Source organism: Arthrobacter sp. StoSoilB13 (assembly GCF_019977255.1).
In the GTDB taxonomy this organism is placed as follows: Bacteria; Actinomycetota; Actinomycetes; order Actinomycetales; family Micrococcaceae; genus Arthrobacter.
In genome coordinates this window covers 1,489,574-1,509,202 of record NZ_AP024647.1, presented here as the reverse complement: position 1 = coordinate 1,509,202, position 19,629 = coordinate 1,489,574, and the positions used below count along the sequence as shown (strand labels likewise).

The following is a 19,629-nucleotide window of genomic DNA, read 5'->3' as shown; positions in this document are numbered from 1 at the left end:
GGCGGGCTTGTTGAGTTCAAAAATTAACTGAATCAACGACCGGGCATCCATTACTACAGGGTCAGTCTATCCTCTGGGAGCGCTAAAGCCCGGATCGGCGGCAGTTCGGGTCCTGCGGGGACTTAGGGGAGCAGCGTAAAGCGGATCTCGCGGCTGGCGATATCGGCCTTCAGGAGTTGCACCCGGACCTTGGTGCCTGATTCCATTTCGCCGTCACATCGGGCTGTCACCGCGGGTTCGGCTATCTGGATGATGCCGAACGGCCCATTGCCGTTTCCGTTTGCCCTTCCATTGCCATTGATCGTGCCATTGGACGGCTTGGAACCGGAGATGACGACCGCGTCGAACTCCTCGCCGATGTGGTTGGCCACGAGTGCAGCTTCCACTGTGTCCATGGCCAGACGCTCAAGCCGGCCGGCCAGTTGGTCGGATGAGGCCATGATCTCAGGCAGGGATGGAAGTGCTTCCCGCGCCCAGGCGGGGATCTGGTGGCCGTTGCTGAGGGCCTCGCAGATCACCAGGACAAAGCGGTCGATGAGGCGACGCAAAGGGGCAGTGGTGTGGGCATAGGGTGCGCCGATGGCTGACTGGATGATGTTGGGGGGAAGTTCGCCATCGAAAGGCGTGTATCCAGCGCCGCGGAAGAGTGTGCCTGCCGAGTGCAGGATGGCGAGTTGTTTGGGATCCGAAGCGTCAAGTGTCCGAAGGTACTCACCGTAGGTGATCTCGCCGTCCCAGGGTTTCCCGAGGGCCTTTGTCTGGCGTTTGAAGTGGAGCAGTGACCGCTCATCCGGTGCCGGCATGGTGCGCAGGATGCCCACTTTTCCGTCAAGCATCAGTTGGGCGGCCGCCATCCCGGTCATGAGGGATATCTGCGCATTCCAGTCCTCCACAGGCAAGGACGGCGCGGCCACAATCCTGTAGCCCCCGCCACCTGTCGCCTGGACGATTTCCTGCTCCGGCATGTTCAGGTTGGCACCACCGCGGAGTCGTTCCAGTTCCACGCGCTTCAGGCCAACCTCTTTGAGGAGCTTAAGGACCTCCGGGGCTGTGCCGGCATCGATCTGCTCCTGGGCACCTTTGTAACTGAGCTTCGTGCGGCTACGGACAGTGCCACGGGCCACGGACGTGGCGGTTACCTCCGCATTGCGGTCCAGTTCGAAGTCCCACACGAAGGCGCTGCAGTCCTGACCGGCCAGCAGGCTTCCGGCGTTTTCGCTGATGACCTCCGGGTGCAGCGGGATCCTCCCGTCAGGAGCGTAAAACGTTTGTCCCCGTTGCCGGGTTTCGGCATCGAGCGCCCCGCCGGGAGCAACGAAGGATGGCACGTCCGCGATTGCGTAGAGGACTTTGTAACCGTCGTCGGCACGTTCAATGAACACTGCTTGGTCCAGGTCGGTGGACGTGGCGGGATCAATGGTCACAAAGGGAATGTCCCTGAGGTCACGGTCCGGCAGCGTATGGTTTTCCACCGCTTTGCGGGCTTCCGCCACGGCTTCGGCCGGATACTCGCCCGGGAGCTCCAGTTCGGTCCGGAGGGCGGCAAATGCCGCCGCGAGCTGGTCCGACGAGTCGTCGACGTTGGGCGAAATCCGATGATGTGACACGAAAATCAGGTTAGCCCGAAATCGCTGGATAGTCTTGGACCATGAGCACTTCCTTGGACGATAATGCTCGCATCCAGCGACTCTCTTCGGAGCTGCTGGGGGCCATGGCGTACGGCGAGCTCTCCGCGTTTGGCCGGCTGTCTTTCGACTCGCGGTACGCTCCCAACCTCCATGACAGGGCAGTGCTGGCAAAGATCGCCGTCGGCGCTTACGGAAACTTCGCCTTGATCAGCAGCCGGCTCTCGGAGATGGGACTCGATGCCGAAGAAGCCATGCTTCCGTTCCAGCGCTCGTTTGACCACTTTCACGAGCGAACAAAGCCAGCGGACTGGTTTGAATCTGTCATGAAGGCCTATGTGATCGACACCGTGTCATCGGACTTCTACCGCATGGTCGCGTCGTTCCTTGACGGCGGGACGCAACTCTTTGTCCAGAAGGTGGCCTCCGCCGACCAAGCCACGGAAGTTTTACGCATCCTCCTGCGCAGGGCCCTGGCTGACGACCCCCGCCTGGCGTCGCGCCTGGCTTTGTGGGGCCGCCGCCTGGTCGGTGAAGCCCTGACGCAAGCACAACGCGTAGGCATGGAACATCCCCAGCTGGGACCGCTGCTCAAGGGCGGCGGGGATGCGCGCAATGCAGTCAAGGCCCTCACCGCTGAGCTGGCGGAGCGGCATGGGCGACGCATGTCCGGGCTGGGGCTCACGGCTTAGGACACTTTCGAATATCCTCCGCAGCCAGGGCGCCGGGGTGGTTATCCGGCGTCGAGCGCTTCCAGCAAAGTCTTGGCCGCCGCCGTCGGGTCCTCCGCCTCAGTGATGGCACGTACCACCACGATCCGGCTGGCTCCGGCTGCAACCACCTGTTCAACATTGGTGAGGTCTATGCCGCCGATGGCGAACCAGGGGAGGAGGACGCCGCCTACGGTCTCCTCATCCGCGCGCTTTACGGCTTCCGCGGCATATGTGACCAGGTCCAGCCCAACTGCTTCACGGCCTGGCTTTGTGGGCGTTGCCCACACCGGGCCAACACAGAAATAATCCAGTCCGCTCCTGCCGGGGGAGGCAGCTATCGCGGCGTCAACCTGGTCCGGTGTATGGGTGGACAGACCGATGACTGTGCGGTCATGGAGGAGGTGCCGTGCAGCGCGTAATGGGATGTCCTTTTGGCCGATATGGAACACCGGAGCCCCGGAAATACTGGCAACATCGGCGCGGTCGTTGACGGCCCACAGCCTTCCGTGCCGCTGGGCAACGTTGTGCAGGACCTCCAGGACCTCAAGCTCCTCGGCGGCCTCGAGCGTCTTGTCGCGAAGCTGGATGATGTCGACGCCGCCCTCAAACGCGGCGTCGACGAAGTCTTCGAAATCGCCCTGGCGTTTGCGGGCATCAGTGCACAAGTAAAGGCGGGCAGTGGTGTGGACATCATGCTGGGTCATGGAAACCAGAGTAGTTCCTCTAAACTGGGCACGTACTGCGGGAGCCGTGACAGCGTCATATGACCGTCCGGCTGAGAGGGCTTCAGCGCCGACCGCTTGACCTGATCCGGCTAATACCGGCGTAGGGAAGGAAACATATGGCAGAATCCCGCCAAATCCCCTTGCAGGCAGACGTGGCAGTCATTGGTGGTGGCGTCATCGGCCTTGGCATCGCCCACGAAGCCCGCCGTCAGGGCCGCTCTGTGGTCCTCATTGATCCCACCCCCGCAGCGGGTGCGACGTTCGCTGCCGCCGGAATGCTGGCTCCGGTCAGTGAACTCCACTACCAGGAGGAAGACCTCCTGGAACTCATGCTGGAATCCTCCCAACTGTGGCCGGCTTTCGTCCGGAGCGTCCACGGCAGCGAATCAGCCGCCGGATACCGCACGACGTCGACCATCGCCGTTGGTGCGGACGCCGCCGACCGCCGTGCGCTGGCAGACCTCCGAACGGTCCAGCAGGCCGCGGGGCTGCGCGTGGAGCCACTGTCTTTGCGTGAAGCGCGCGAGCGCGAGCCTTTGCTCAGCCCCGGGATTTCCTGTGCCTTCGACATACCGGCCGATCACCAAGTGGATCCGCGGCGCCTTGCACGATGCCTCCTGGACGGGTTATCGGCCCACGGACCAAGTGACGCAACGTGGGTTTCCGGAGCGGAGGACGGTTTCGCCCTGCCGTTCCAAGCGTCCCGCCTGCTCTGGGATGGCGGCCGAGTCTGCGGGGTCCAGCTCGGTCCGGGCGCCGGGCGCGTTGTTTGGGCCTCAGAGACTGTGCTCGCCTGCGGGCTGGATGCAGCCAGGATCGGCGGTCTCCCCGAGGGTCTCAACCTGCCCCTGCGGCCCGTTTACGGCGACATCCTCAGGCTGCGCGTTCCCCAACAACTCCAGCCGCTGCTCACATCCACCATCCGGGGCATGGTCCGCGGGGTGCCGGTCTACATCGTCCCCCGCGACGACGGAACGGTGGTGATTGGAGCCACCCAGCGCGAGGACGGGTTGTCTGCGTCCAGCAACGCAGTGTCCGCCGGGGGCGTCTATCAACTCCTGCGTGACGCCCAAGTGTTGGTTCCTGCCGTGGCGGAGCTGGAACTGTTGGAAGCGACAGCCCGTGCGCGGCCAGGCACACCGGACAACGCACCATTACTGGGACGCGTTACCGGGTCCGGGGGCACCATCGACGGTTTCGTGATCGCAACCGGGTTCTTCCGCCACGGCGTTCTCTTAACGCCTGTGGCCGCCAAAATCGTAGGCGGACTGATCAGCGGCCCAGCCGACCCCCGATGGTCCATTTTCCGGCCTGATCGATTTACGGCAACTCAGGATCACCTCCTCCAACCAGCAATCAAGGACACACCATGAACATCAAACTCAACGGCTCCGAACACGCCGTGGCGGACGACGCGTCCGTGAGCACACTCGTCAGTGCCATCACAGGCCGCGCGCTGGACCACCGGGGACAGGCAGCCGACGGCGGCAAGCTGGGTGTCGCCGTCGCGCGTAATTCCGAGGTAGTGCCGCGCAGCCAATGGGCAGCGACTGCGCTCGCCGATGGAGACGAACTCGAACTCGTAACCGCAGTCCAGGGAGGCTAAAAATGACCGCAGCAAAAACTGACGTCCGCACTGATGCTTTGGTGATCGACGGCGTCGAATTCGGCTCCCGCCTGATCATGGGTACCGGTGGTGCGCCGAGCCTGGACGGGTTGGGAGCAGCCCTCCTGGCTTCAGGAACGGAACTGACCACTGTTGCGATGCGCCGATACTCACCGGCCGAGACAGGTTCATTGTTCCAGCTCCTGGTGGACCACAACATCCGGGTCCTGCCGAACACGGCTGGCTGTTTTACTGCCAAGGACGCGGTGATGACCGCGGAGCTCGCCCGGGAGGCCCTGGAGACGGACTGGGTGAAGCTGGAAGTCATTGCCGATGAACACACGCTTCTTCCGGATGCGGTGGAACTCGTTGAGGCCACGGAACAGCTGGTGAACCGCGGCTTCAAGGTTTTCGCTTACACCAATGACGATCCCGTCCTGGCGCTGCGCCTGGAAAACCTGGGCGCCACAGCTGTCATGCCCCTCGGTTCGCCTATTGGAACGGGGCTGGGCATCCTGAACCCGCACAACATCGAACTGATCGTGTCCCGGGGCCTCCGTACCGGTAGTGCTCGACGCCGGCATCGGGACCGCCTCCGATGCCGCGCTTGCGATGGAGCTGGGCTGCGATGCTGTCCTGCTGGCAACAGCCGTGACCCGTGCCCAGAATCCGGTGCAGATGGGCGAAGCCTTCAAACACGCGGTGATCGCCGGTAGGCTGGCCAAGCAGGCTGGCCGTATTCCGCGCCGGGAGCACGCCCTCGCGTCGTCGGCCATGGAAGGCCGGGCAGAGTTCCTCTGAATGAAGGAGCCGTGGTGGCTGACAGGAAAGAGCAATTGACCCAGGTCGCCATGGAGGCCGCCCTCAAGGACCTCCCGGACTGGAGGCTCCAGGACGGCCTCGTGACGGTGTTCAAAACCTCGACGGCGGCCGACGCCTTGGCGCTTATCGCCGCCATTGGCCGGATCGCCGAGGAACAGAACCACCATCCGGATCTTGACTGGCGTTACAACAAGGTGTTCCTGCGTTACGTTTCCCATGACGCCGGCAGCCAGGTGACCCAGCGCGACATCGCCGCTGCGACCGCCGTGAGCGAGGCGGCAGCGGCGTCCGGTGCCAAGGCGCAGCCGGATCGCTACCCAGCAGCCGGATCGCTACCCAGGGGCTTGGACGGGATAGAACGTTAAACTTCGCTGGCCATCACCCATGGGTGATGGCCAGCGACGTTTATTGAGTGAACAGTGCCTAGAGCCTCAGGGCTTTGGTGAGGGCGGCGGTGTCATGCTGGGTGCGTTTGCGGCCCAGAAAGACCACAACGGCAATCGCGATGACCGTCCCCAACACGATGGGGAGGACCCAGGGGATCCAGGTCAGGCCGGGCTGGTAACCAAAGCCTGCCATGATGAAAGCTATCCAGCTGAGCACGCCGACGGTTGCCGAAACGCCCGCCGGCAATGCGATCCCGTACTTGCCGTGTCGCTTGTCATTTGCCCACACGATGAATCCTGTAGCGATCGTGGCAAGAACCACCACAACGAGTGAAAGCATGGAGACTCCTTAGCGGCAGCTGTAACCGGGAACCGCTAGAGTGCGCCGAAACCGACGCGGCGCACTTCCTCGGCACCAATTTCAACGTAGCCCAGCACATTGCCGGGAACGATGATCTGGCGGCCCTTCTCATCCGTGAGCCGCAGATCCGATCCCTTGGAGATGGCCTCTCCGACAATCTTGGCGACAGCATCAGCATCGAGTGCGGATTCGAGCACAATTTCACGGCCAACATTCTGAATGCCGATCTTTACTTCCACAGCAAGGCCTCCAAGCCAATCAAGTTTTAAGTCAGTCCTCTATTTGTAGCCTAGGACTCTTTGGGGAATCGACTGATTCCGCGCCAAGCTAAACGATAGATCAGATCACTGGCTACATCGAGGTCGAGGTTTCCATCGGTTTCGAGCCAGTAGCGGGCGCTGACCTGCGCCATTCCTGCCAGTCCGCGGCCAAGGAGCTGCGCCTCCAGAGGGGGCAACTTGGTGTCCTCGGCGATGACGTGGGCCACTGCGTCGGCGAACGTTTTGTTGAACGTCTCCAAACGCGAGCTGACATCGGGGTCATTGATGAGGTCAGACTCGAAAACCAGGCGGTGGGCTTGGTCGTCGTCGGCGATGAACCTGTAGTAGGCCCGCATGACTGCCTTTACGCGCTCTTTGTTATCCGTGGTGGAGTTCAGGGCATTGAGCATCAAATCGGTCAGGGCGGCCAGGTGGCTGTCCAGCAGCGCCATGTACAGCTCGCGCTTGGAAGGGAAGTGCTGATACAGGACCGGCTTGCTCACATGTGCTGTCTCGGCAATTTCGTCCATGGCCGCACCGTGGAAGCCGTTGGATACGAAAACTTCCAAGGCGGCGTTCAGCAACTGCGCGCGGCGCTCGTCCCGGGGCAACCTTGCTGAACGCGTCGAACCAGTCCGTTCTTGCTTCGCTGGTGCTCCATCGTTTGCCCGTGTGCCGTCAGCCACAGTCTGCCGCCTTTCCTTTGCAGTTATGACCACTGTACCGGTGGGTAATATGACCGGGCGGCATCGGCAGGCATACATTGGGGTATGGCCTCAATTCTTGCTGCCCGCCCCGCGCCCGCCGTCCTGCCGCCCCTCGTTGAACCGGCCGCCGAACTAACGTCGGCCGAGGTGGAACGGTACTCCCGGCATCTCATCATTCCGGAAATCGGCGCTCTGGGCCAACGCAGGCTTAAGAATGCGAAAGTTCTTGTCATAGGTGCCGGCGGGCTGGGATCCCCAGCATTGCTGTACCTCGCCGCGGCGGGCGTTGGAACCCTGGGAATCGTCGACGATGACGACGTAGACCTCAGCAATTTGCAGCGGCAGGTCATCCACGGCGTCAGCGATGTGGGCACGCCCAAAATCGAATCTGCGCGGAAGGCCATTGCGGAGCTGAACCCTTTGGTGGATGTTGTCCTCCACAACGTCCGCCTTGACTCCTCGAATGCCCTGGAGCTGTTCGCGGATTACGATCTCATCCTGGACGGTGCGGACAACTTTGCCACCCGTTACCTGGTCAACGACGCCGCCGCGATTCTCGGCAAGCCGTACGTCTGGGGCTCCATCTTCCGCTTCGACGGGCAAGTCAGCGTCTTCTGGGCCGAGCACGGCCCCACCTATCGCGACCTCTACCCTGAAGCCCCGCCTGCCGGCTCAGTGCCTTCATGCGGTGAGGGCGGAGTCTTCGGTATGTTGTGTGCTGCCGTTGGATCCCTCATGGTGACTGAGGCAGTCAAGCTGATTACCGGCGTCGGCCGTTCCTTGCTTGGCCGGGTTGCGCTGTTCGATGCGCTTGGCGGCAGCTGGCGCGAAATCAAGGTCTCCAAGGATCCTGAAGCGGAGCCCATCACTGAACTCGTGGATTATGAGGCATTCTGTGGGGTGACTCCGGCTGCGGCCACTGACCAGGAGCACACGGTCACCGCCAAGGACCTCGCGCGGATGTTGGCCGAGCGGGAGGCGGGTGAACGCGACTTTGAGCTGGTGGATGTCCGCGAGTCCGGCGAGCACAGCATCGTGAACATCGATGGATCGGTCCTTATCCCGCAGGGCAGGATTCTTTCAGGCGAGGCCTGGGTCGACTTGCCGCAGGACAAGGACATCGTGTTCCACTGCAAGGCCGGGACGCGCTCTGCTGCGGTCCTGGAGGCCGCGCAGAAGGCAGGCTACAAGCGCGTCAGCCATCTCGACGGCGGTATCCTCGCCTGGGTCCGCGACGTCGAGCCCGAAAAGCCTGTCTACTAGTCGTTGCCTGCATCGGTCCTGATCTGTGCAAAGCTCAAGCATGAGCGAAGAATCCATAGCAACGCCCCAACGCCCCATCGGCTCCGGTTTTGGGCACGGCTCAACCGCCATGGAAGTGGTAGAAGGCCTTGACCTGACGGGTAAGACGGCAATTGTCACCGGTGGTTACTCCGGGCTTGGACTGGAGACAGTGCGGGCTTTGGCCTCGGCCGGGGCGGCGGTTACCGTTCCGGCGCGCAGGCTCGAACACGCACGGAAAGTGCTGGCAGAGGCAGGTTTGGCGGACACCGTGGAAGCGGACGTCGTGGACCTCGCCGACCAGGCGGCCGTCAAGGCGTTCTCAGCGCGCTACCTGGAACAGCACGACACCCTGGACATCCTGATCAACAACGCGGCGATCATGGCAAGCCCGGAGCATCGCGTTGGGCCGGGCTGGGAGGCTCAGTTCGCCACGAACCACTTGGGGCATTACACGCTGGTCAACCTGTTGTGGCCTGCACTTGCCGCCTCCGGGAACGCGAGGGTTGTGTCCCTTTCCTCCACCGGCCACAAGCTCTCACCCATCCGCTTTGACGACATCAATTTCACGTCCGGCTATGACAAATGGCGCGCCTATGGGCAGGCCAAAACCGCGAATTCGCTCTTCGCCGTGGAGCTGGACCGCCTGGGCCGGGAATCGGGCGTCCGTGCTTTCGCGGTCCACCCCGGCGGAATCATGACCGAACTTCAACGCCACCTGCCTCAGGAAGAAATGGTGGCTGCGGGATGGATGGACGCGGAAGGAAACCTCCGTGAGGGTTTCAAGACGCCGGAGCAAGGCGCCGCGACGTCTGTCTGGGCTGCAACGTCTCCGGCTTTGGCCGGTATGGGTGGTGTCTACTGCGAGGACTGTGACATTGCCGAACCCACGGACAAGGATTCGCCCCTGGCAAGGTACAGGGGAGTCGATGCGCACGCGATTGACAGGGCAGATGCGCGGAAGTTGTGGGAACTATCGGCCGAGCTGACGGGCGTGAACGCCTTCAGCTGATTCCGGTTGGCTAGGCGCTTTCGGAGCGGAGTTGCTCGTGGTCCACGGGGCATTCTGCAGCAGCAGGAGCCTGGGGCTGCTCCACCTGGATGCCGTACAAGGCTTCCAGTGCGGCCACGTAGTCGTCCTGCTGCCCGTTGGCTGCAAGTTCGCGGGCGCGCACCGTTGGAATGTGGAGGAGTTGCTTAACCATCCGGCGGAGCGCAAATTCCACCTCTTCGGCGGCAGCGGTGCATCCGTGGCGGGCGCGGACTTTTTCCATCTCCGCATCCAGTACGTTCATGGTGTGGCGGCGCAGGGCTACGATCGCGGAGTCGACGGAGCGGGATTCGCGTTCCGCTTCGAATGCGGACGCAGCCCCATTGACGATCTCGCTGGCATGGGACAGGGATTCTGCCTGTTCCTGGGGTGCAGCGAGACGTACGGATTCAAGCGTGAGGAGCTCGACGCCGTCGAGCTCGCCTACTGCGGGGTCGAAGTCGTGGGTGAGCGCAAGATCGATCGCGATTAGTGGCTTACCTGAATTTGCCCTGACCCGCGCAAGATCATCGGCTTCAACGCGCGTGTCCGAACCGCTGCACCCGATCATGACGTCGGCTGCGGCAACCGCCGCCGGAAGGCTGTCGGCGTCGAGCGCTGTCCCACCCCGGGTAGCGACGAAACCCTCGGCGCGGCCGGAGGAGGAGTAGACGGAAACATCGGTGCATCCGCGTTCGCGGAGCAGGGACATGGTGGCCCCGGCATAGGCGCCCGTTCCGAAGACGACTACCTTCTTGGCAGACCAATCGTCACTGTCAGAGAGGTCCGTTGCCAGATCCAGGGCTACAGAGACGATGGAAAGGCCGCGGGAGCCGAGGGCCGTCTGGGCGCCAACGTCTTTTGCGGTCTTGGATGCAGCCTGGAACAGGCGGACGAGTCCGGAACTTGCAGTGCCTTCCTGCTGCGCGGTGATCAGGGCCCGGCGGACCTGGCCCGCTATTTCGCGTTCGCCCACCACCGCAGAGTCCAGGCCGGCGCTTACAGCGAAGAGGTGCCGGGTGACGTCAGGTCCCGTGTGCGTGCTGAAAGAGCGGGACACGAGTTGTTCGTTGAGGCCGCTCAATTCGCTGATCTGGGAGACAAGGGCCGATCGGGCAGCTTCGAGGCCTGCTCCGTTGGCTGTTTCGCCGTAGATCTCATAGCGGTTGCAGGTTGCCAGGACGACGGCACCGGAGACCAGCGGGGATCCGGAAAGGGCCGAAGAGGCAAGCTCAGAGGAACCGTTGCTCAGCTGAGCAACGGTTTCGAGATCGATGTCGGCGTGTGTAGCCACCAATGAGAAAAGAACCACAGCACCCCAATCATAGCTTTTTCGCAGGCCGGTAGAACAATGCGGCGCAGTGGGAATTCACACGCGGTTACGTGATCCCCGCCACGCCACCGGTTGGAGGGGTGGGACGTGACAGCCTGTCGTTATCTTTTGGCCGGGATTTTCGGCACAATCAAAGGCATGACTTCTAGCGCGGCAGCATCCAATAGTACGGCCACCAACGCCACTGCAGGCGAACCTGCCGGCAAACTTGGCGCGGATCACCCGTTGATGGACGGCCGTACGTCGGACTCCCCGCTCATCACCGCCTACCGGGGCGGCAAGCCCTCGCGCAGGCCGGTGTGGTTCATGCGCCAGGCCGGCCGCTCCCTGCCGGAATACCTGAAGGTCCGCGAGGGCGTTGCCATGCTGGACTCGTGCCTGCGTCCCGAGCTGGCCGCGGAGATCACCCTGCAGCCGGTTCGCCGCCATGATGTGGATGCAGCCATCTTCTTCTCCGACATCGTTATCCCGTTGAAGCTCGCAGGCGTTGGCGTGGACATCGTTCCGGGCGTGGGTCCGGTCCTGGACAAGCCGGTCCGGACGGCCGCCGATGTCGCCGCCCTCCCCAAGCTGACCTGGGAAGCACTTGAGCCCATCCGCGAAGCCGTCCGCCTGACGGTTGCGGAACTGGGCGAGACTCCACTCATCGGGTTCGCCGGTGCGCCGTTCACGCTCGCCGCGTACATGGTTGAGGGGAAGCCTTCGCGGGACCACCTCGGCCCCCGGACCATGATGCACGCGGACCCCGAAACCTGGACCGCCCTCGCCAACTGGGCAGCGGATGCTTCCGGAATGTTCCTTCAGGCACAGCTTGAGGCCGGGGCGTCCGCCGGACAGCTCTTTGACTCCTGGGCCGGCTCCTTGGGCCTGGCTGATTACACCAAGTACGTCGCTCCTGCGTCAGCGCGGGCGCTGGATCATGTGCGCGGGCTGGGTGCTCCGCTGGTGCATTTCGGTACCGGCACGTCGGAGCTCCTTGTCGCCATGCGCGACGTCGGCGTGGACGTTGTTGGGGTGGACTACAGGCTGCCGCTGGATGAGGCCAACCGCCGCCTCGGTGGCACGGTGCCGCTCCAGGGCAACATCGATCCCGCCCTCCTCCCGGCTCCGTGGGAGGTCCTGGAGGCCCATGTCCGCGAAGTCATAGCCGCGGGCTCGCACGCTCCAGGCCACGTCGTTAACCTGGGCCACGGCGTGCCCCCGGAGACGGACCCGGCTGTCCTGACGCGGGTTGTGGAGCTCATCCACTCGATCCCGGCAGAGTAGGAAACATGCGCGGGGGACACGTCCATGGCAAGACGAAGGACACAACCACAACGCATCCATCGCCTGGGCCTACCGCTGTTGTGATCGGTGGCGGCATTTCCGGCCTTCTGGCTGCGAGGGAACTGGCAATGGCCGGAACCTCGGTGACGATCCTGGAGGCAGGCGAGGCCTGGGGCGGTTGCGTCGGAAGGCACGTGGTGGCCGGCCTGTCATTGGACAGCGGGGCCGAGTCCTTTGCTACGCGGTCCACGGCCGTGGCCGATCTGGCGCGCGAACTCGGGCTGGAGGGCCAGATCGTTTCCCCGCACCCTGGCGGCGCCTGGGTGCAGCTACCGAATGGACCGCAAGAGCTGCCCAAGACTGGAATTCTTGGTATCCCGGCCAATCCTTGGGACCCCGAGGTCAGGCGATCGCTTGGGCTCTCCGGCGCCCTGCGTGCATCCCTGGACCGCTGGCTGCCCGCTTCGATTGGCACAACATCCGAGGTCACAAGCGTGTCCTCACTGGTCCGCGCCCGCATGGGGAAGAAGGTCCTGGAACGGCTGGTTGCTCCTGTGGTGGGCGGTGTGCACTCCGCCGATCCCGGGCTTTTGGACGTCGATATGGTGGCTCCGGGCCTCCGCTCCGGCCTGAAGAAACACGGGTCGCTGGCTGCGGCTGTTGCTGCCCAGCGCAAGGCAGCCCCCGGCCCCGGTTCCGGGTCCGCCAAGGCGGGTTCCGCCGTCGCGGGTTTGAAGGGCGGCATGAACACACTGGTCACGGCGCTGGTTAACGACCTGCGCCGCCGGGGCGTGGACATGCTGAGTGGAAAGAGCGCTGACACCGTTTCTAAAACCGCCACGGGGTGGCGGGTCGCCGCCGGAGAAACCACGTACGACGCCGACCGGCTGGTAGTAGCGCTGGACGGTCCCGCTGCCGTGGGGCTCCTGGAAAGGGCTTTACCGGAACTGTCCGGCCTGCGCCCCGCGCCCGGACCCTTGGTGAGCTTGGTGACACTGGTTGTTGATCTTCCCGAACTGGACGGACGGCCCCGCGGCACCGGAATCCTGGTGGCCCCCCAGACCCCGGGTATCCGGGCAAAGGCACTGACGCACGCCACTGCCAAATGGGATTGGCTGGCAGAGGAGGCCGGGCCGGGAACCCACGTCCTGCGCCTTTCCTATGGCCGCCGTGAGGACGCCGATGGGGGAGTGCCGGATGTTGTCATGGACGATGAAGAGTTGCTGGCCGCAGCACTTGATGATGCTTCCGCGTTGTTGACTGTGCCCGTTACGCGCGCAGACATTGTCGATTGGGATGTGGTGCGCTGGGCAGGCGCCCTGCCGTTTGCCGCCGTCGGTCATAAACAGCGCGTAGCCCGGGTGCGGGAACTGTGCGCCGCAGCCGATGGCCTAATGGTCGTTGGTGGCTGGTTGGCAGGTAATGGCCTTGCCGCCGTGGTGGCGGATACCCGCTCGCAGCTCGCCCAGGGCATCGGCGATATTCGCCCCATTTCGTGATTTATGTCACTTCTACGCCTTGTAGAAGTGATCCGTTTCGACTTAGTGGCTGGCACGGGGCAAACTTGAACCATGAGCCACACTTCTGCCGAATCTGTCACTAAAACTGCTGGAACCGAAGAGCAGTTCTTTACGCTCTGGACCGTCTTCAAACGCTCGGCCGATGTCCTGCGCAGCGGCGATGCTGCCCAGGAATTCGAAGCCCTTGAAGGGAAGCTCGCCGAAGAAGGCGTGACGCTGCGGGGCAGTTACGACGTTTCGGCCATGCGCTCGGATGCCGACATCATGGTGTGGCTCCACGGATCCAAGCCGGAAGACCTCCAGTCAGCCGTCCGTTCCATTCGCCGCAGCAAGCTCTTTGCCGGCACTGAGATCGTCTGGTCCGCCATGGGCGTCCACAGGGAAGCCGAGTTTGCCAAGAGCCACGTTCCGGCCTACGCACGGGGCGTTGAGCCCAGCACCTGGCTGTGCGTCTACCCGTTCGTCCGCTCCTACGAGTGGTATCTGCTTCCCGCGGAAGAACGCGGAAAGATGCTGCGTGACCATGGAATGCTGGGCCGGGAGTTCCCGCAGGTCATCTCCAACACTGTTTCCTCGTTCGCGCTGGGTGACTGGGAATGGATCCTGGGCCTGGAGGCACCTGAACTCGTTGACCTCGTTGACCTCATGCGCCACCTGCGCGCAACCGACGCCCGCAACCATGTCCGCGAAGAAATTCCGTTCTACACCGGCCGCCGCGTGACTGCCGCCGAGATTGCAGAGGTCCTCGCATGAGTGGCCTTGCCGTCTCCACCACCCCCAACGAAGTCACCGGGCGTGGCCGTCAGGAAGCAAAGCAGTACGATGCCGTGCTTCTTGCGTCCTTTGGTGGTCCTGAAGGCCAGGAAGATGTCATTCCCTTCCTTCGCAACGTCACCCGGGGCCGTGGCATCCCGGATGAGCGCCTTGAAGAGGTCTCACACCACTACCGCGCGTTTGGGGGCATCAGCCCCATCAACCAGCAGAACCGCGAACTGAAGGCCGCAATCGAAGCCGAATTGGCCAAACGCGGCATCGAGCTTCCGGTCCTGTGGGGCAACCGGAACTGGGACCCGTACATCGCTCCGGTCCTGCAGGACGCCTACGACGCCGGCCACCGCCGCATCCTGATGCTCACCACCAGCATCTACTCCTGCTACTCCAGCTGCCGCCAGTACCGTGAAGACATTGGCATCGCCCTGACCGAAACAGGACTGGACGGCAAGCTCGAGGTGGACAAGATCCGCCAGTACTTCGACCACCCCGGTGTTGTCCAGCCCTTTCTTGAGGGGACCGCCGCCGGGCTGGAAGAGATCCGCGGCAAGTTGGCAGCCGCCGGTGAATCCGATCCCGATTCAAAAATCCGGGTCTTGTTTGCTACCCACTCCATCCCCACGCGCGACGCCGAAGCAGCCGGCCGGTCCGAGGACGAGCCGCGCGAATTCGCGGAAGGATCGGCCTACGCGGCACAGCACCTGGCAAATGCCCAGGCCATCATGGATGCCGTTGCCCCGAACGTGGCCTGGGACCTCGTGTACCAATCCCGCTCCGGCGCGCCGCACATTCCTTGGCTGGAACCGGACATCAACGATCACCTCGAAGAAATCGCCCCCGAAGGCGTACGCGGCGTCGTGATCGTTCCCCTTGGCTTTGTCAGTGACCATATGGAGGTTGCTTGGGACCTGGACACCGAGGCCCTGGAGACCTGCAGGAACCTGGAGATGGAAGCCACCCGCGTCCCCACCCCGGGAACGCACGCTGCCTTTGTTTCCGGGCTGGTTGACCTGATCTGTGAACGCACGGTGGATAACAACATCGCCGATCGCCCCCACGTAACGGACCTTGGTCCTTGGTACGATGTCTGCCGCCCCAATTGCTGCGAAAACTTCCGGGGAGCAAAGCCGGCTATTGCCGAGGTCGGTTCCACTATCGGTGTTGGCCATGACGCTTACTCCTCCACGGAGGCCAGCAAGTGACCATTCGCATTGGCACCCGGGCCAGCAAGCTCGCGCTGACCCAGACCCAGCAGACGGCCGATCAGCTGGCGGCTGTTGGTGGCTTCCCGGTGGAGCTGGTGCACATCAAGACCGAGGGCGACGTCAAGACCGGCTCGCTGTCGCAGATGGGTGGCACGGGTGTCTTCGTGGCGGCCCTGCGGGATGCCTTGCTTGCCGAAACCTGCGATGTCGCTGTCCATTCTTTGAAGGATCTGCCCACGGGGGCTGCAGTTGGACTGAGCATCGCCGCTACCCCCAAGCGCGTGGATGTCAGGGACGTCCTGTGTGCACGGGATGGACTAACCCTTGCCGAATTGCCCGGTGGTGCCAAGGTAGGTACGGGTTCACCTCGTCGTGCTGCACAGCTAAGGGCGGCCCGGCCTGACATTGAGGTGCTGGATATCCGTGGCAACGTGGACACGCGCCTGGGACGCGTCCCCGGGCTTCCCGGCAACGTCACCGACGAAGTTGTTCCCGGCAAGTCCTGCGACCTGGACGCCGTAGTGCTCGCTGCGGCCGGGCTGGAACGGATGGACCGGCTGGACACTGTGAGCGAGTTCTTCGAGACGGATGTCATGTTGCCTGCCCCGGGCCAAGGCGCGCTAGCCATCGAATGCCGTACGGAGGACGCCCCGCAGTTGGAAGGCTCCCAAGGCGTTCTCGCCCAGGCTCTCGCCGCATTAAACGACGCCGACACCCGGCTTGCCGTGACAGCCGAACGTGCCGTCCTGGCCCGGCTCGAAGCTGGTTGCGCCGCGCCGGTAGGTGCCTACGCGTTCAGGAAGGGCAGCATGCTGCACCTTGAAGCCGTTGTCTGCGCCGTTGACGGTACCAAGACCGTGCGCGAGAAGAAGGCCACCGATGGGCTGACCGAAGTAGGGGCGACGTTGCTCGGCATCGAAGTTGCGGAGCTCCTGCTCGCTGCCGGTGCCGCGGAGATCGCGGACCTTGCAGCGTCCTGATGTGACTCAAACATCGGCTTTGGTCGGTCGGCGGGTCCTGATTACCAGGAGCGCCGACCGTGCCCGGCCACTTGCTTCGCTCCTGCACACGCTCGGAGCGGAGCCCTTGGTGCTTCCCCTCATCGATTTCGAACGGGCGGAGGACCAGGCTTCCCTCAACGCCGCCCTGGATCAGCTCGCCGCTGGATATTTTGACTGGATGGTGGTCAGCAGCATCACCACCGTGCGCGTCCTGCTCGAAAAGGCTGCCGAGCGTGGCACGCTTCCGGCAAACCTCGTGCCATCACGGACGCGGGTGGCAACGATCGGTCCATCGTCACAGCGGATCCTGGAAGCTATCGGCCTGACCGTCTCACTGGCACCCACGGACCTTCAATCTGCCGGAGGCCTCGTCACCCTATGGGAACCGGAACCTGCACGGGTTCTCCTCCCGCAAGCCGATATCGCGGGCCCCGGCCTGCGGGACGGATTGGCCTCCAAGGGCGCAGAGGTAACATCGGTGACCGCCTATCACACGGTGGACTACCCGGCCCGGACGGGACTGCGCCTGAAAGCGGAACTACCCGCCGTCGTCGTGCATTCCGGCAGTGCTGCCTCCGGCAGTGCGGGTTCCCGTACCGGACAGCCGCAGGAAATGACTCCCTCGGAAGCTCGTGCGGCCATTGACGCCGGGATTCTCGACGCCGTTGTGGCCGCTTCCCCGAGCGCCGCGCGACGTATTGCGGAGACCCTTCTGCCCTTGGGCGGGTGCCGCTTCATAGCCATTGGGCGTCCGACGGCGGAAGAGGCCACCCACCTCGGAATCACCGTCGCAGCCACCGCCAAAGAACCTACCTCGGACGGCATCGCGGCCGCCTTGGAAACAGTATTCGTCAACGAAGGGAACCCCAGATGAGCTTTCCGAACCACCGTCCCCGCCGCTTGCGCACCACCCCGGCGATGCGCAGGCTCACGGCAGAAACACGCCTGGCCCCCGCAGACCTCATACTTCCGGCCTTCATCCGTGAAGGCCTCAGCGAGCCCAGCCCGATCAGTTCAATGCCCGGCGTCGTCCAGCACACCACCGACACTCTCAAGCGCGCGGCTGCGGAAGCCGTGGAACTTGGCGTGGGCGGCATGATGCTGTTCGGCGTACCAGAGGTCCGGGACGCACGGGGCACCGCATCCTTGGACCCGGAAGGTGTCCTGAACAAGGCCATCCGGGACGTCAAGGCCGAGGTGGGCGATGACCTCGTGATCATGGGCGATGTGTGCCTGGACGAATTCACTGACCACGGACATTGCGGCGTTCTGGATGCCGAAGGATACGTGGACAACGATGCCACTTTGGAGATCTACGGCCAGATGGCGGTTGCCCAGGCCGAGGCGGGCGCCCATGTGTTGGGACCTTCGGGCATGATGGACGGACAAATCGCCGTCATCCGCCAGGCGTTGGAGGATTCGGGCCACAAGAACACCGTTGTCCTGGCCTATGCCGCCAAGTACGCCTCAGCTTTCTACGGTCCTTTCCGTGAAGCCGTGGACTCCCAGCTGAAGGGTGACCGCCGGACCTACCAAATGGATGCAGCCAACCGTCGCGAAGCCATTCTCGAAGTTGAATTGGACCTTGAAGAAGGCGCCGACATGGTCATGGTCAAGCCGGCCATGAGTTACCTCGACATCCTCGCGGATATTGCGGCCATGAGCCCCGTACCCGTCTCGGCCTACCAAATCTCCGGGGAGTACGCCATGATCGAAGCCGCCGCTGCCAACGGCTGGATCGATCGGCGGGGCGCCATCACCGAGTCAGTGCTGGGCATCAAAAGGGCCGGAGCCGATACTGTCCTGACCTACTGGGCCTCCGAACTGGCAGGCTGGCTGAAGGAGTCCTGATGACCGCAGTGCCTTCCGAACCGGGATTTCCGTCTGCATCCAGGGCTGAATCCGACCCCACCGCACCGGTGGGCGCCGCCGAAATCCTGCTCGGCCTGAACACTTTCGGGGACGCGGGCCTCGATGCCGACGGCAATCCCAAGGAGCACGCCCAGGTCCTGCGGGAGTTGCTTGAGGAAGCAAAGCTGGCTGACGCCCTGGGCATCCATGCTTTTGGCGTGGGAGAGCATCACCGCCGCGATTTTGCTGTATCTGCTCCCGAGGTCTTCCTCGCGGCAGCTGCCGCAGTGACATCCCGGATCCGGCTCGGATCGGCCGTGACGGTACTTAGTTCGGATGATCCGATCCGGGTCTTCCAACGTTTCGCCACTGTAGACGCAATCTCCAATGGCCGGGCGGAGGTCATGTTGGGCAGGGGCTCATTCATTGAGTCCTTCCCGTTGTTCGGACTGGACCTGGCGGACTACGACGTCCTGTTCGAAGAAAAGCTTGAGCTGTTTGACAAAGTGCGGGCCCAAAAACCGATTCATTGGGAAGGGCGCACCCGCCCCAACGTGAACGGACTCCAGGTCTACCCGCGTTTGCAGCACCATTTGCTGCCGGCATGGATAGGCGTGGGCGGTACACCTGAATCCGTGTTGCGGTGCGCGGAATATGGCTATCCGATTATCTTCGCGATCATCGGGGGAGAGCCCCGCCGTTTCGCTCCGTTGGTAAATCTTTATCGCGACGCAATGGCCAAATACGGTCACTCCATGCGACAGATCGCAACGCACTCGCCCGGCTTCATTGCAGACACTGACCAGCATGCCCGGGAAGAACTGTTTCCGCATTGGCTGGAGCAGCGCAACAGAATCGGGGCAGAGCGCGGCTGGGGTCCGGGAAACCGCGGGGAATTCGACGCAATGTGCGGCCCGGAGGGCGCTCTCTATGTGGGTTCTCCCGAGACGGTGGCCCGCAAAATCGTCCTGCTCAAGCGCAACCTCGGCGTGGACCGCTTCGACCTCAAATACAGCAACGGCACCCTCCCGCACGGATCCATGATGCGTTGCATCGAGTTGTACGGCACTGAAGTGGCCCCACGGGTCGCGGAGCTGCTGGCGGACGCTTCATAGCTGCGATGCTGAATCACCGAAAGACGCTTCTGAATGACTGAAAGAATAGGA

20 protein-coding genes, 1 pseudogene and 1 riboswitch are annotated in these 19,629 nt (G+C 63.3%); of the genes and pseudogenes, 15 read left to right on the top strand and 6 right to left on the bottom strand.

All coding sequences use genetic code 11. From position 1 onward, the window contains the following. Window positions 1-122: 122 nt before the first annotated feature. Window positions 123-1,607 (bottom strand): RNB domain-containing ribonuclease, encoded by a 1,485-nt coding sequence (locus LDP01_RS07055; protein ID WP_224088183.1) that lies wholly within the window; start codon window positions 1,605-1,607, stop codon window positions 123-125. A 41-nt stretch (window positions 1,608-1,648) separates the two neighbouring features. Here LDP01_RS07055 and LDP01_RS07050 point away from each other — a divergent pair, with 41 nt between their 5' ends. After that, window positions 1,649-2,317: a ferritin-like fold-containing protein gene (locus LDP01_RS07050; RefSeq protein ID WP_224088181.1), complete on the top strand. Its 669-nt coding sequence runs from the start codon at window positions 1,649-1,651 to the stop codon at window positions 2,315-2,317. Between the two features lie 41 nt (window positions 2,318-2,358). Here LDP01_RS07050 and thiE read toward each other — a convergent pair whose 3' ends face one another. Next, window positions 2,359-3,042 carry a thiamine phosphate synthase gene (thiE, locus tag LDP01_RS07045; RefSeq protein WP_224088180.1) on the bottom strand — a complete coding sequence of 228 codons (684 nt, stop codon included), beginning with the start codon at window positions 3,040-3,042 and terminating at the stop codon, window positions 2,359-2,361. Window positions 3,043-3,069: 27 nt separating this feature from the next. Then, window positions 3,070-3,187, top strand: a riboswitch (TPP riboswitch). On the opposite strand from thiE, the gene thiO reads away from it, so the two are divergent. The 4 genes and pseudogenes from thiO (at window position 3,180) to LDP01_RS07025 (ending at window position 5,856) form a co-directional block, all read left to right on the top strand. Then, window positions 3,180-4,436 carry a glycine oxidase ThiO gene (gene thiO / locus LDP01_RS07040; protein WP_224088179.1) on the top strand — a complete coding sequence of 419 codons (1,257 nt, stop codon included), beginning with the start codon at window positions 3,180-3,182 and terminating at the stop codon, window positions 4,434-4,436. (Overlaps the previous riboswitch by 8 nt.) Next, complete coding sequence (gene thiS, locus LDP01_RS07035) at window positions 4,433-4,669, top strand: sulfur carrier protein ThiS (protein ID WP_224088178.1); 237 nt, start codon at window positions 4,433-4,435, stop codon at window positions 4,667-4,669. The genes thiO and thiS overlap by 4 nt, the downstream gene beginning before the upstream one ends. A gap of 2 nt (window positions 4,670-4,671) precedes the next feature. Continuing rightward, window positions 4,672-5,470, top strand: a pseudogene (locus tag LDP01_RS07030) (thiazole synthase). 14 nt (window positions 5,471-5,484) lie between these two features. Continuing rightward, window positions 5,485-5,856: a 4a-hydroxytetrahydrobiopterin dehydratase gene (locus tag LDP01_RS07025; RefSeq protein ID WP_224088177.1), complete on the top strand. Its 372-nt coding sequence runs from the start codon at window positions 5,485-5,487 to the stop codon at window positions 5,854-5,856. 58 nt (window positions 5,857-5,914) lie between these two features. Here the strand turns inward: LDP01_RS07025 and LDP01_RS07020 are convergent, their stop codons facing one another. From LDP01_RS07020 to LDP01_RS07010, 3 genes are read right to left on the bottom strand one after another with little or no spacing between them, the layout of a single operon-like run. Continuing rightward, a complete protein-coding gene (locus tag LDP01_RS07020; RefSeq protein ID WP_224088176.1) occupies window positions 5,915-6,217 on the bottom strand; it encodes a hypothetical protein in 303 nt (100 codons plus the stop codon). Between the two features lie 35 nt (window positions 6,218-6,252). Continuing rightward, on the bottom strand, window positions 6,253-6,477 hold the full coding sequence (locus LDP01_RS07015; RefSeq protein ID WP_224088175.1) for a DUF3107 domain-containing protein: 225 nt from the start codon (window positions 6,475-6,477) through the stop codon (window positions 6,253-6,255). A gap of 50 nt (window positions 6,478-6,527) precedes the next feature. Beyond that, window positions 6,528-7,262: a TetR/AcrR family transcriptional regulator gene (locus tag LDP01_RS07010; RefSeq protein WP_223946458.1), complete on the bottom strand. Its 735-nt coding sequence runs from the start codon at window positions 7,260-7,262 to the stop codon at window positions 6,528-6,530. Between the two features lie 6 nt (window positions 7,263-7,268). On the opposite strand from LDP01_RS07010, the gene moeB reads away from it, so the two are divergent. Both moeB and LDP01_RS07000 read left to right on the top strand, forming a co-directional pair. Continuing rightward, window positions 7,269-8,468: a molybdopterin-synthase adenylyltransferase MoeB gene (gene moeB, locus LDP01_RS07005; protein WP_224088174.1), complete on the top strand. Its 1,200-nt coding sequence runs from the start codon at window positions 7,269-7,271 to the stop codon at window positions 8,466-8,468. 40 nt (window positions 8,469-8,508) lie between these two features. Then, on the top strand, window positions 8,509-9,498 hold the full coding sequence (locus tag LDP01_RS07000; RefSeq protein WP_224088173.1) for an SDR family NAD(P)-dependent oxidoreductase: 990 nt from the start codon (window positions 8,509-8,511) through the stop codon (window positions 9,496-9,498). A 10-nt stretch (window positions 9,499-9,508) separates the two neighbouring features. Here LDP01_RS07000 and LDP01_RS06995 read toward each other — a convergent pair whose 3' ends face one another. Continuing rightward, on the bottom strand, window positions 9,509-10,828 hold the full coding sequence (locus tag LDP01_RS06995; RefSeq protein ID WP_224088172.1) for a glutamyl-tRNA reductase: 1,320 nt from the start codon (window positions 10,826-10,828) through the stop codon (window positions 9,509-9,511). Between the two features lie 159 nt (window positions 10,829-10,987). Between LDP01_RS06995 and hemE the strand changes: the two genes are divergently transcribed. From hemE to LDP01_RS06955, 8 genes are all read left to right on the top strand, one after another. Further along, on the top strand, window positions 10,988-12,115 hold the full coding sequence (gene hemE, locus LDP01_RS06990) for a uroporphyrinogen decarboxylase (protein WP_224088170.1): 1,128 nt from the start codon (window positions 10,988-10,990) through the stop codon (window positions 12,113-12,115). Between the two features lie 5 nt (window positions 12,116-12,120). Next, a complete protein-coding gene (hemG, locus tag LDP01_RS06985) occupies window positions 12,121-13,614 on the top strand; it encodes a protoporphyrinogen oxidase (protein WP_224088168.1) in 1,494 nt (497 codons plus the stop codon). Window positions 13,615-13,686: 72 nt separating this feature from the next. Next, window positions 13,687-14,388, top strand: a complete 702-nt coding sequence (hemQ, locus tag LDP01_RS06980; RefSeq protein ID WP_216924089.1) for a hydrogen peroxide-dependent heme synthase — start codon at window positions 13,687-13,689, stop codon at window positions 14,386-14,388. Continuing rightward, window positions 14,385-15,608, top strand: coding sequence for a ferrochelatase (locus tag LDP01_RS06975; RefSeq protein ID WP_224088166.1), 1,224 nt, complete (start codon window positions 14,385-14,387; stop codon window positions 15,606-15,608). Before hemQ ends, LDP01_RS06975 begins: the two co-directional genes overlap by 4 nt. After that, window positions 15,605-16,591 (top strand): hydroxymethylbilane synthase, encoded by a 987-nt coding sequence (gene hemC / locus LDP01_RS06970; protein WP_224088165.1) that lies wholly within the window; start codon window positions 15,605-15,607, stop codon window positions 16,589-16,591. The genes LDP01_RS06975 and hemC overlap by 4 nt, the downstream gene beginning before the upstream one ends. Window position 16,592: 1 nt before the next feature. Further along, complete coding sequence (locus LDP01_RS06965) at window positions 16,593-17,486, top strand: uroporphyrinogen-III synthase (protein ID WP_224088164.1); 894 nt, start codon at window positions 16,593-16,595, stop codon at window positions 17,484-17,486. Continuing rightward, on the top strand, window positions 17,483-18,463 hold the full coding sequence (hemB, locus tag LDP01_RS06960) for a porphobilinogen synthase (RefSeq protein WP_224088163.1): 981 nt from the start codon (window positions 17,483-17,485) through the stop codon (window positions 18,461-18,463). The genes LDP01_RS06965 and hemB overlap by 4 nt, the downstream gene beginning before the upstream one ends. Next, on the top strand, window positions 18,463-19,578 hold the full coding sequence (locus tag LDP01_RS06955; RefSeq protein WP_224088162.1) for an LLM class flavin-dependent oxidoreductase: 1,116 nt from the start codon (window positions 18,463-18,465) through the stop codon (window positions 19,576-19,578). The genes hemB and LDP01_RS06955 overlap by 1 nt, the downstream gene beginning before the upstream one ends. The last annotated feature ends 51 nt before the right edge of the window (window positions 19,579-19,629 follow it).

Coding starts and splice junctions, on each gene's coding strand:
- LDP01_RS06955 (WP_224088162.1), top strand. CDS start 18,463: ATGACCGCAGTGCCTTCCGAACCGGGATTTCCGTCTGCATCCAGGGCT.
- hemQ (WP_216924089.1), top strand. CDS start 13,687: ATGAGCCACACTTCTGCCGAATCTGTCACTAAAACTGCTGGAACCGAA.
- moeB (WP_224088174.1), top strand. CDS start 7,269: ATGGCCTCAATTCTTGCTGCCCGCCCCGCGCCCGCCGTCCTGCCGCCC.
- thiS (WP_224088178.1), top strand. CDS start 4,433: ATGAACATCAAACTCAACGGCTCCGAACACGCCGTGGCGGACGACGCG.
- thiO (WP_224088179.1), top strand. CDS start 3,180: ATGGCAGAATCCCGCCAAATCCCCTTGCAGGCAGACGTGGCAGTCATT.
- hemB (WP_224088163.1), top strand. CDS start 17,483: ATGAGCTTTCCGAACCACCGTCCCCGCCGCTTGCGCACCACCCCGGCG.
- LDP01_RS07020 (WP_224088176.1), bottom strand. CDS start 6,217: ATGCTTTCACTCGTTGTGGTGGTTCTTGCCACGATCGCTACAGGATTC.
- LDP01_RS07050 (WP_224088181.1), top strand. CDS start 1,649: ATGAGCACTTCCTTGGACGATAATGCTCGCATCCAGCGACTCTCTTCG.
- thiE (WP_224088180.1), bottom strand. CDS start 3,042: ATGACCCAGCATGATGTCCACACCACTGCCCGCCTTTACTTGTGCACT.
- LDP01_RS06975 (WP_224088166.1), top strand. CDS start 14,385: ATGAGTGGCCTTGCCGTCTCCACCACCCCCAACGAAGTCACCGGGCGT.
- hemE (WP_224088170.1), top strand. CDS start 10,988: ATGACTTCTAGCGCGGCAGCATCCAATAGTACGGCCACCAACGCCACT.
- LDP01_RS07000 (WP_224088173.1), top strand. CDS start 8,509: ATGAGCGAAGAATCCATAGCAACGCCCCAACGCCCCATCGGCTCCGGT.
- hemG (WP_224088168.1), top strand. CDS start 12,121: ATGCGCGGGGGACACGTCCATGGCAAGACGAAGGACACAACCACAACG.
- LDP01_RS07010 (WP_223946458.1), bottom strand. CDS start 7,262: ATGTATGCCTGCCGATGCCGCCCGGTCATATTACCCACCGGTACAGTG.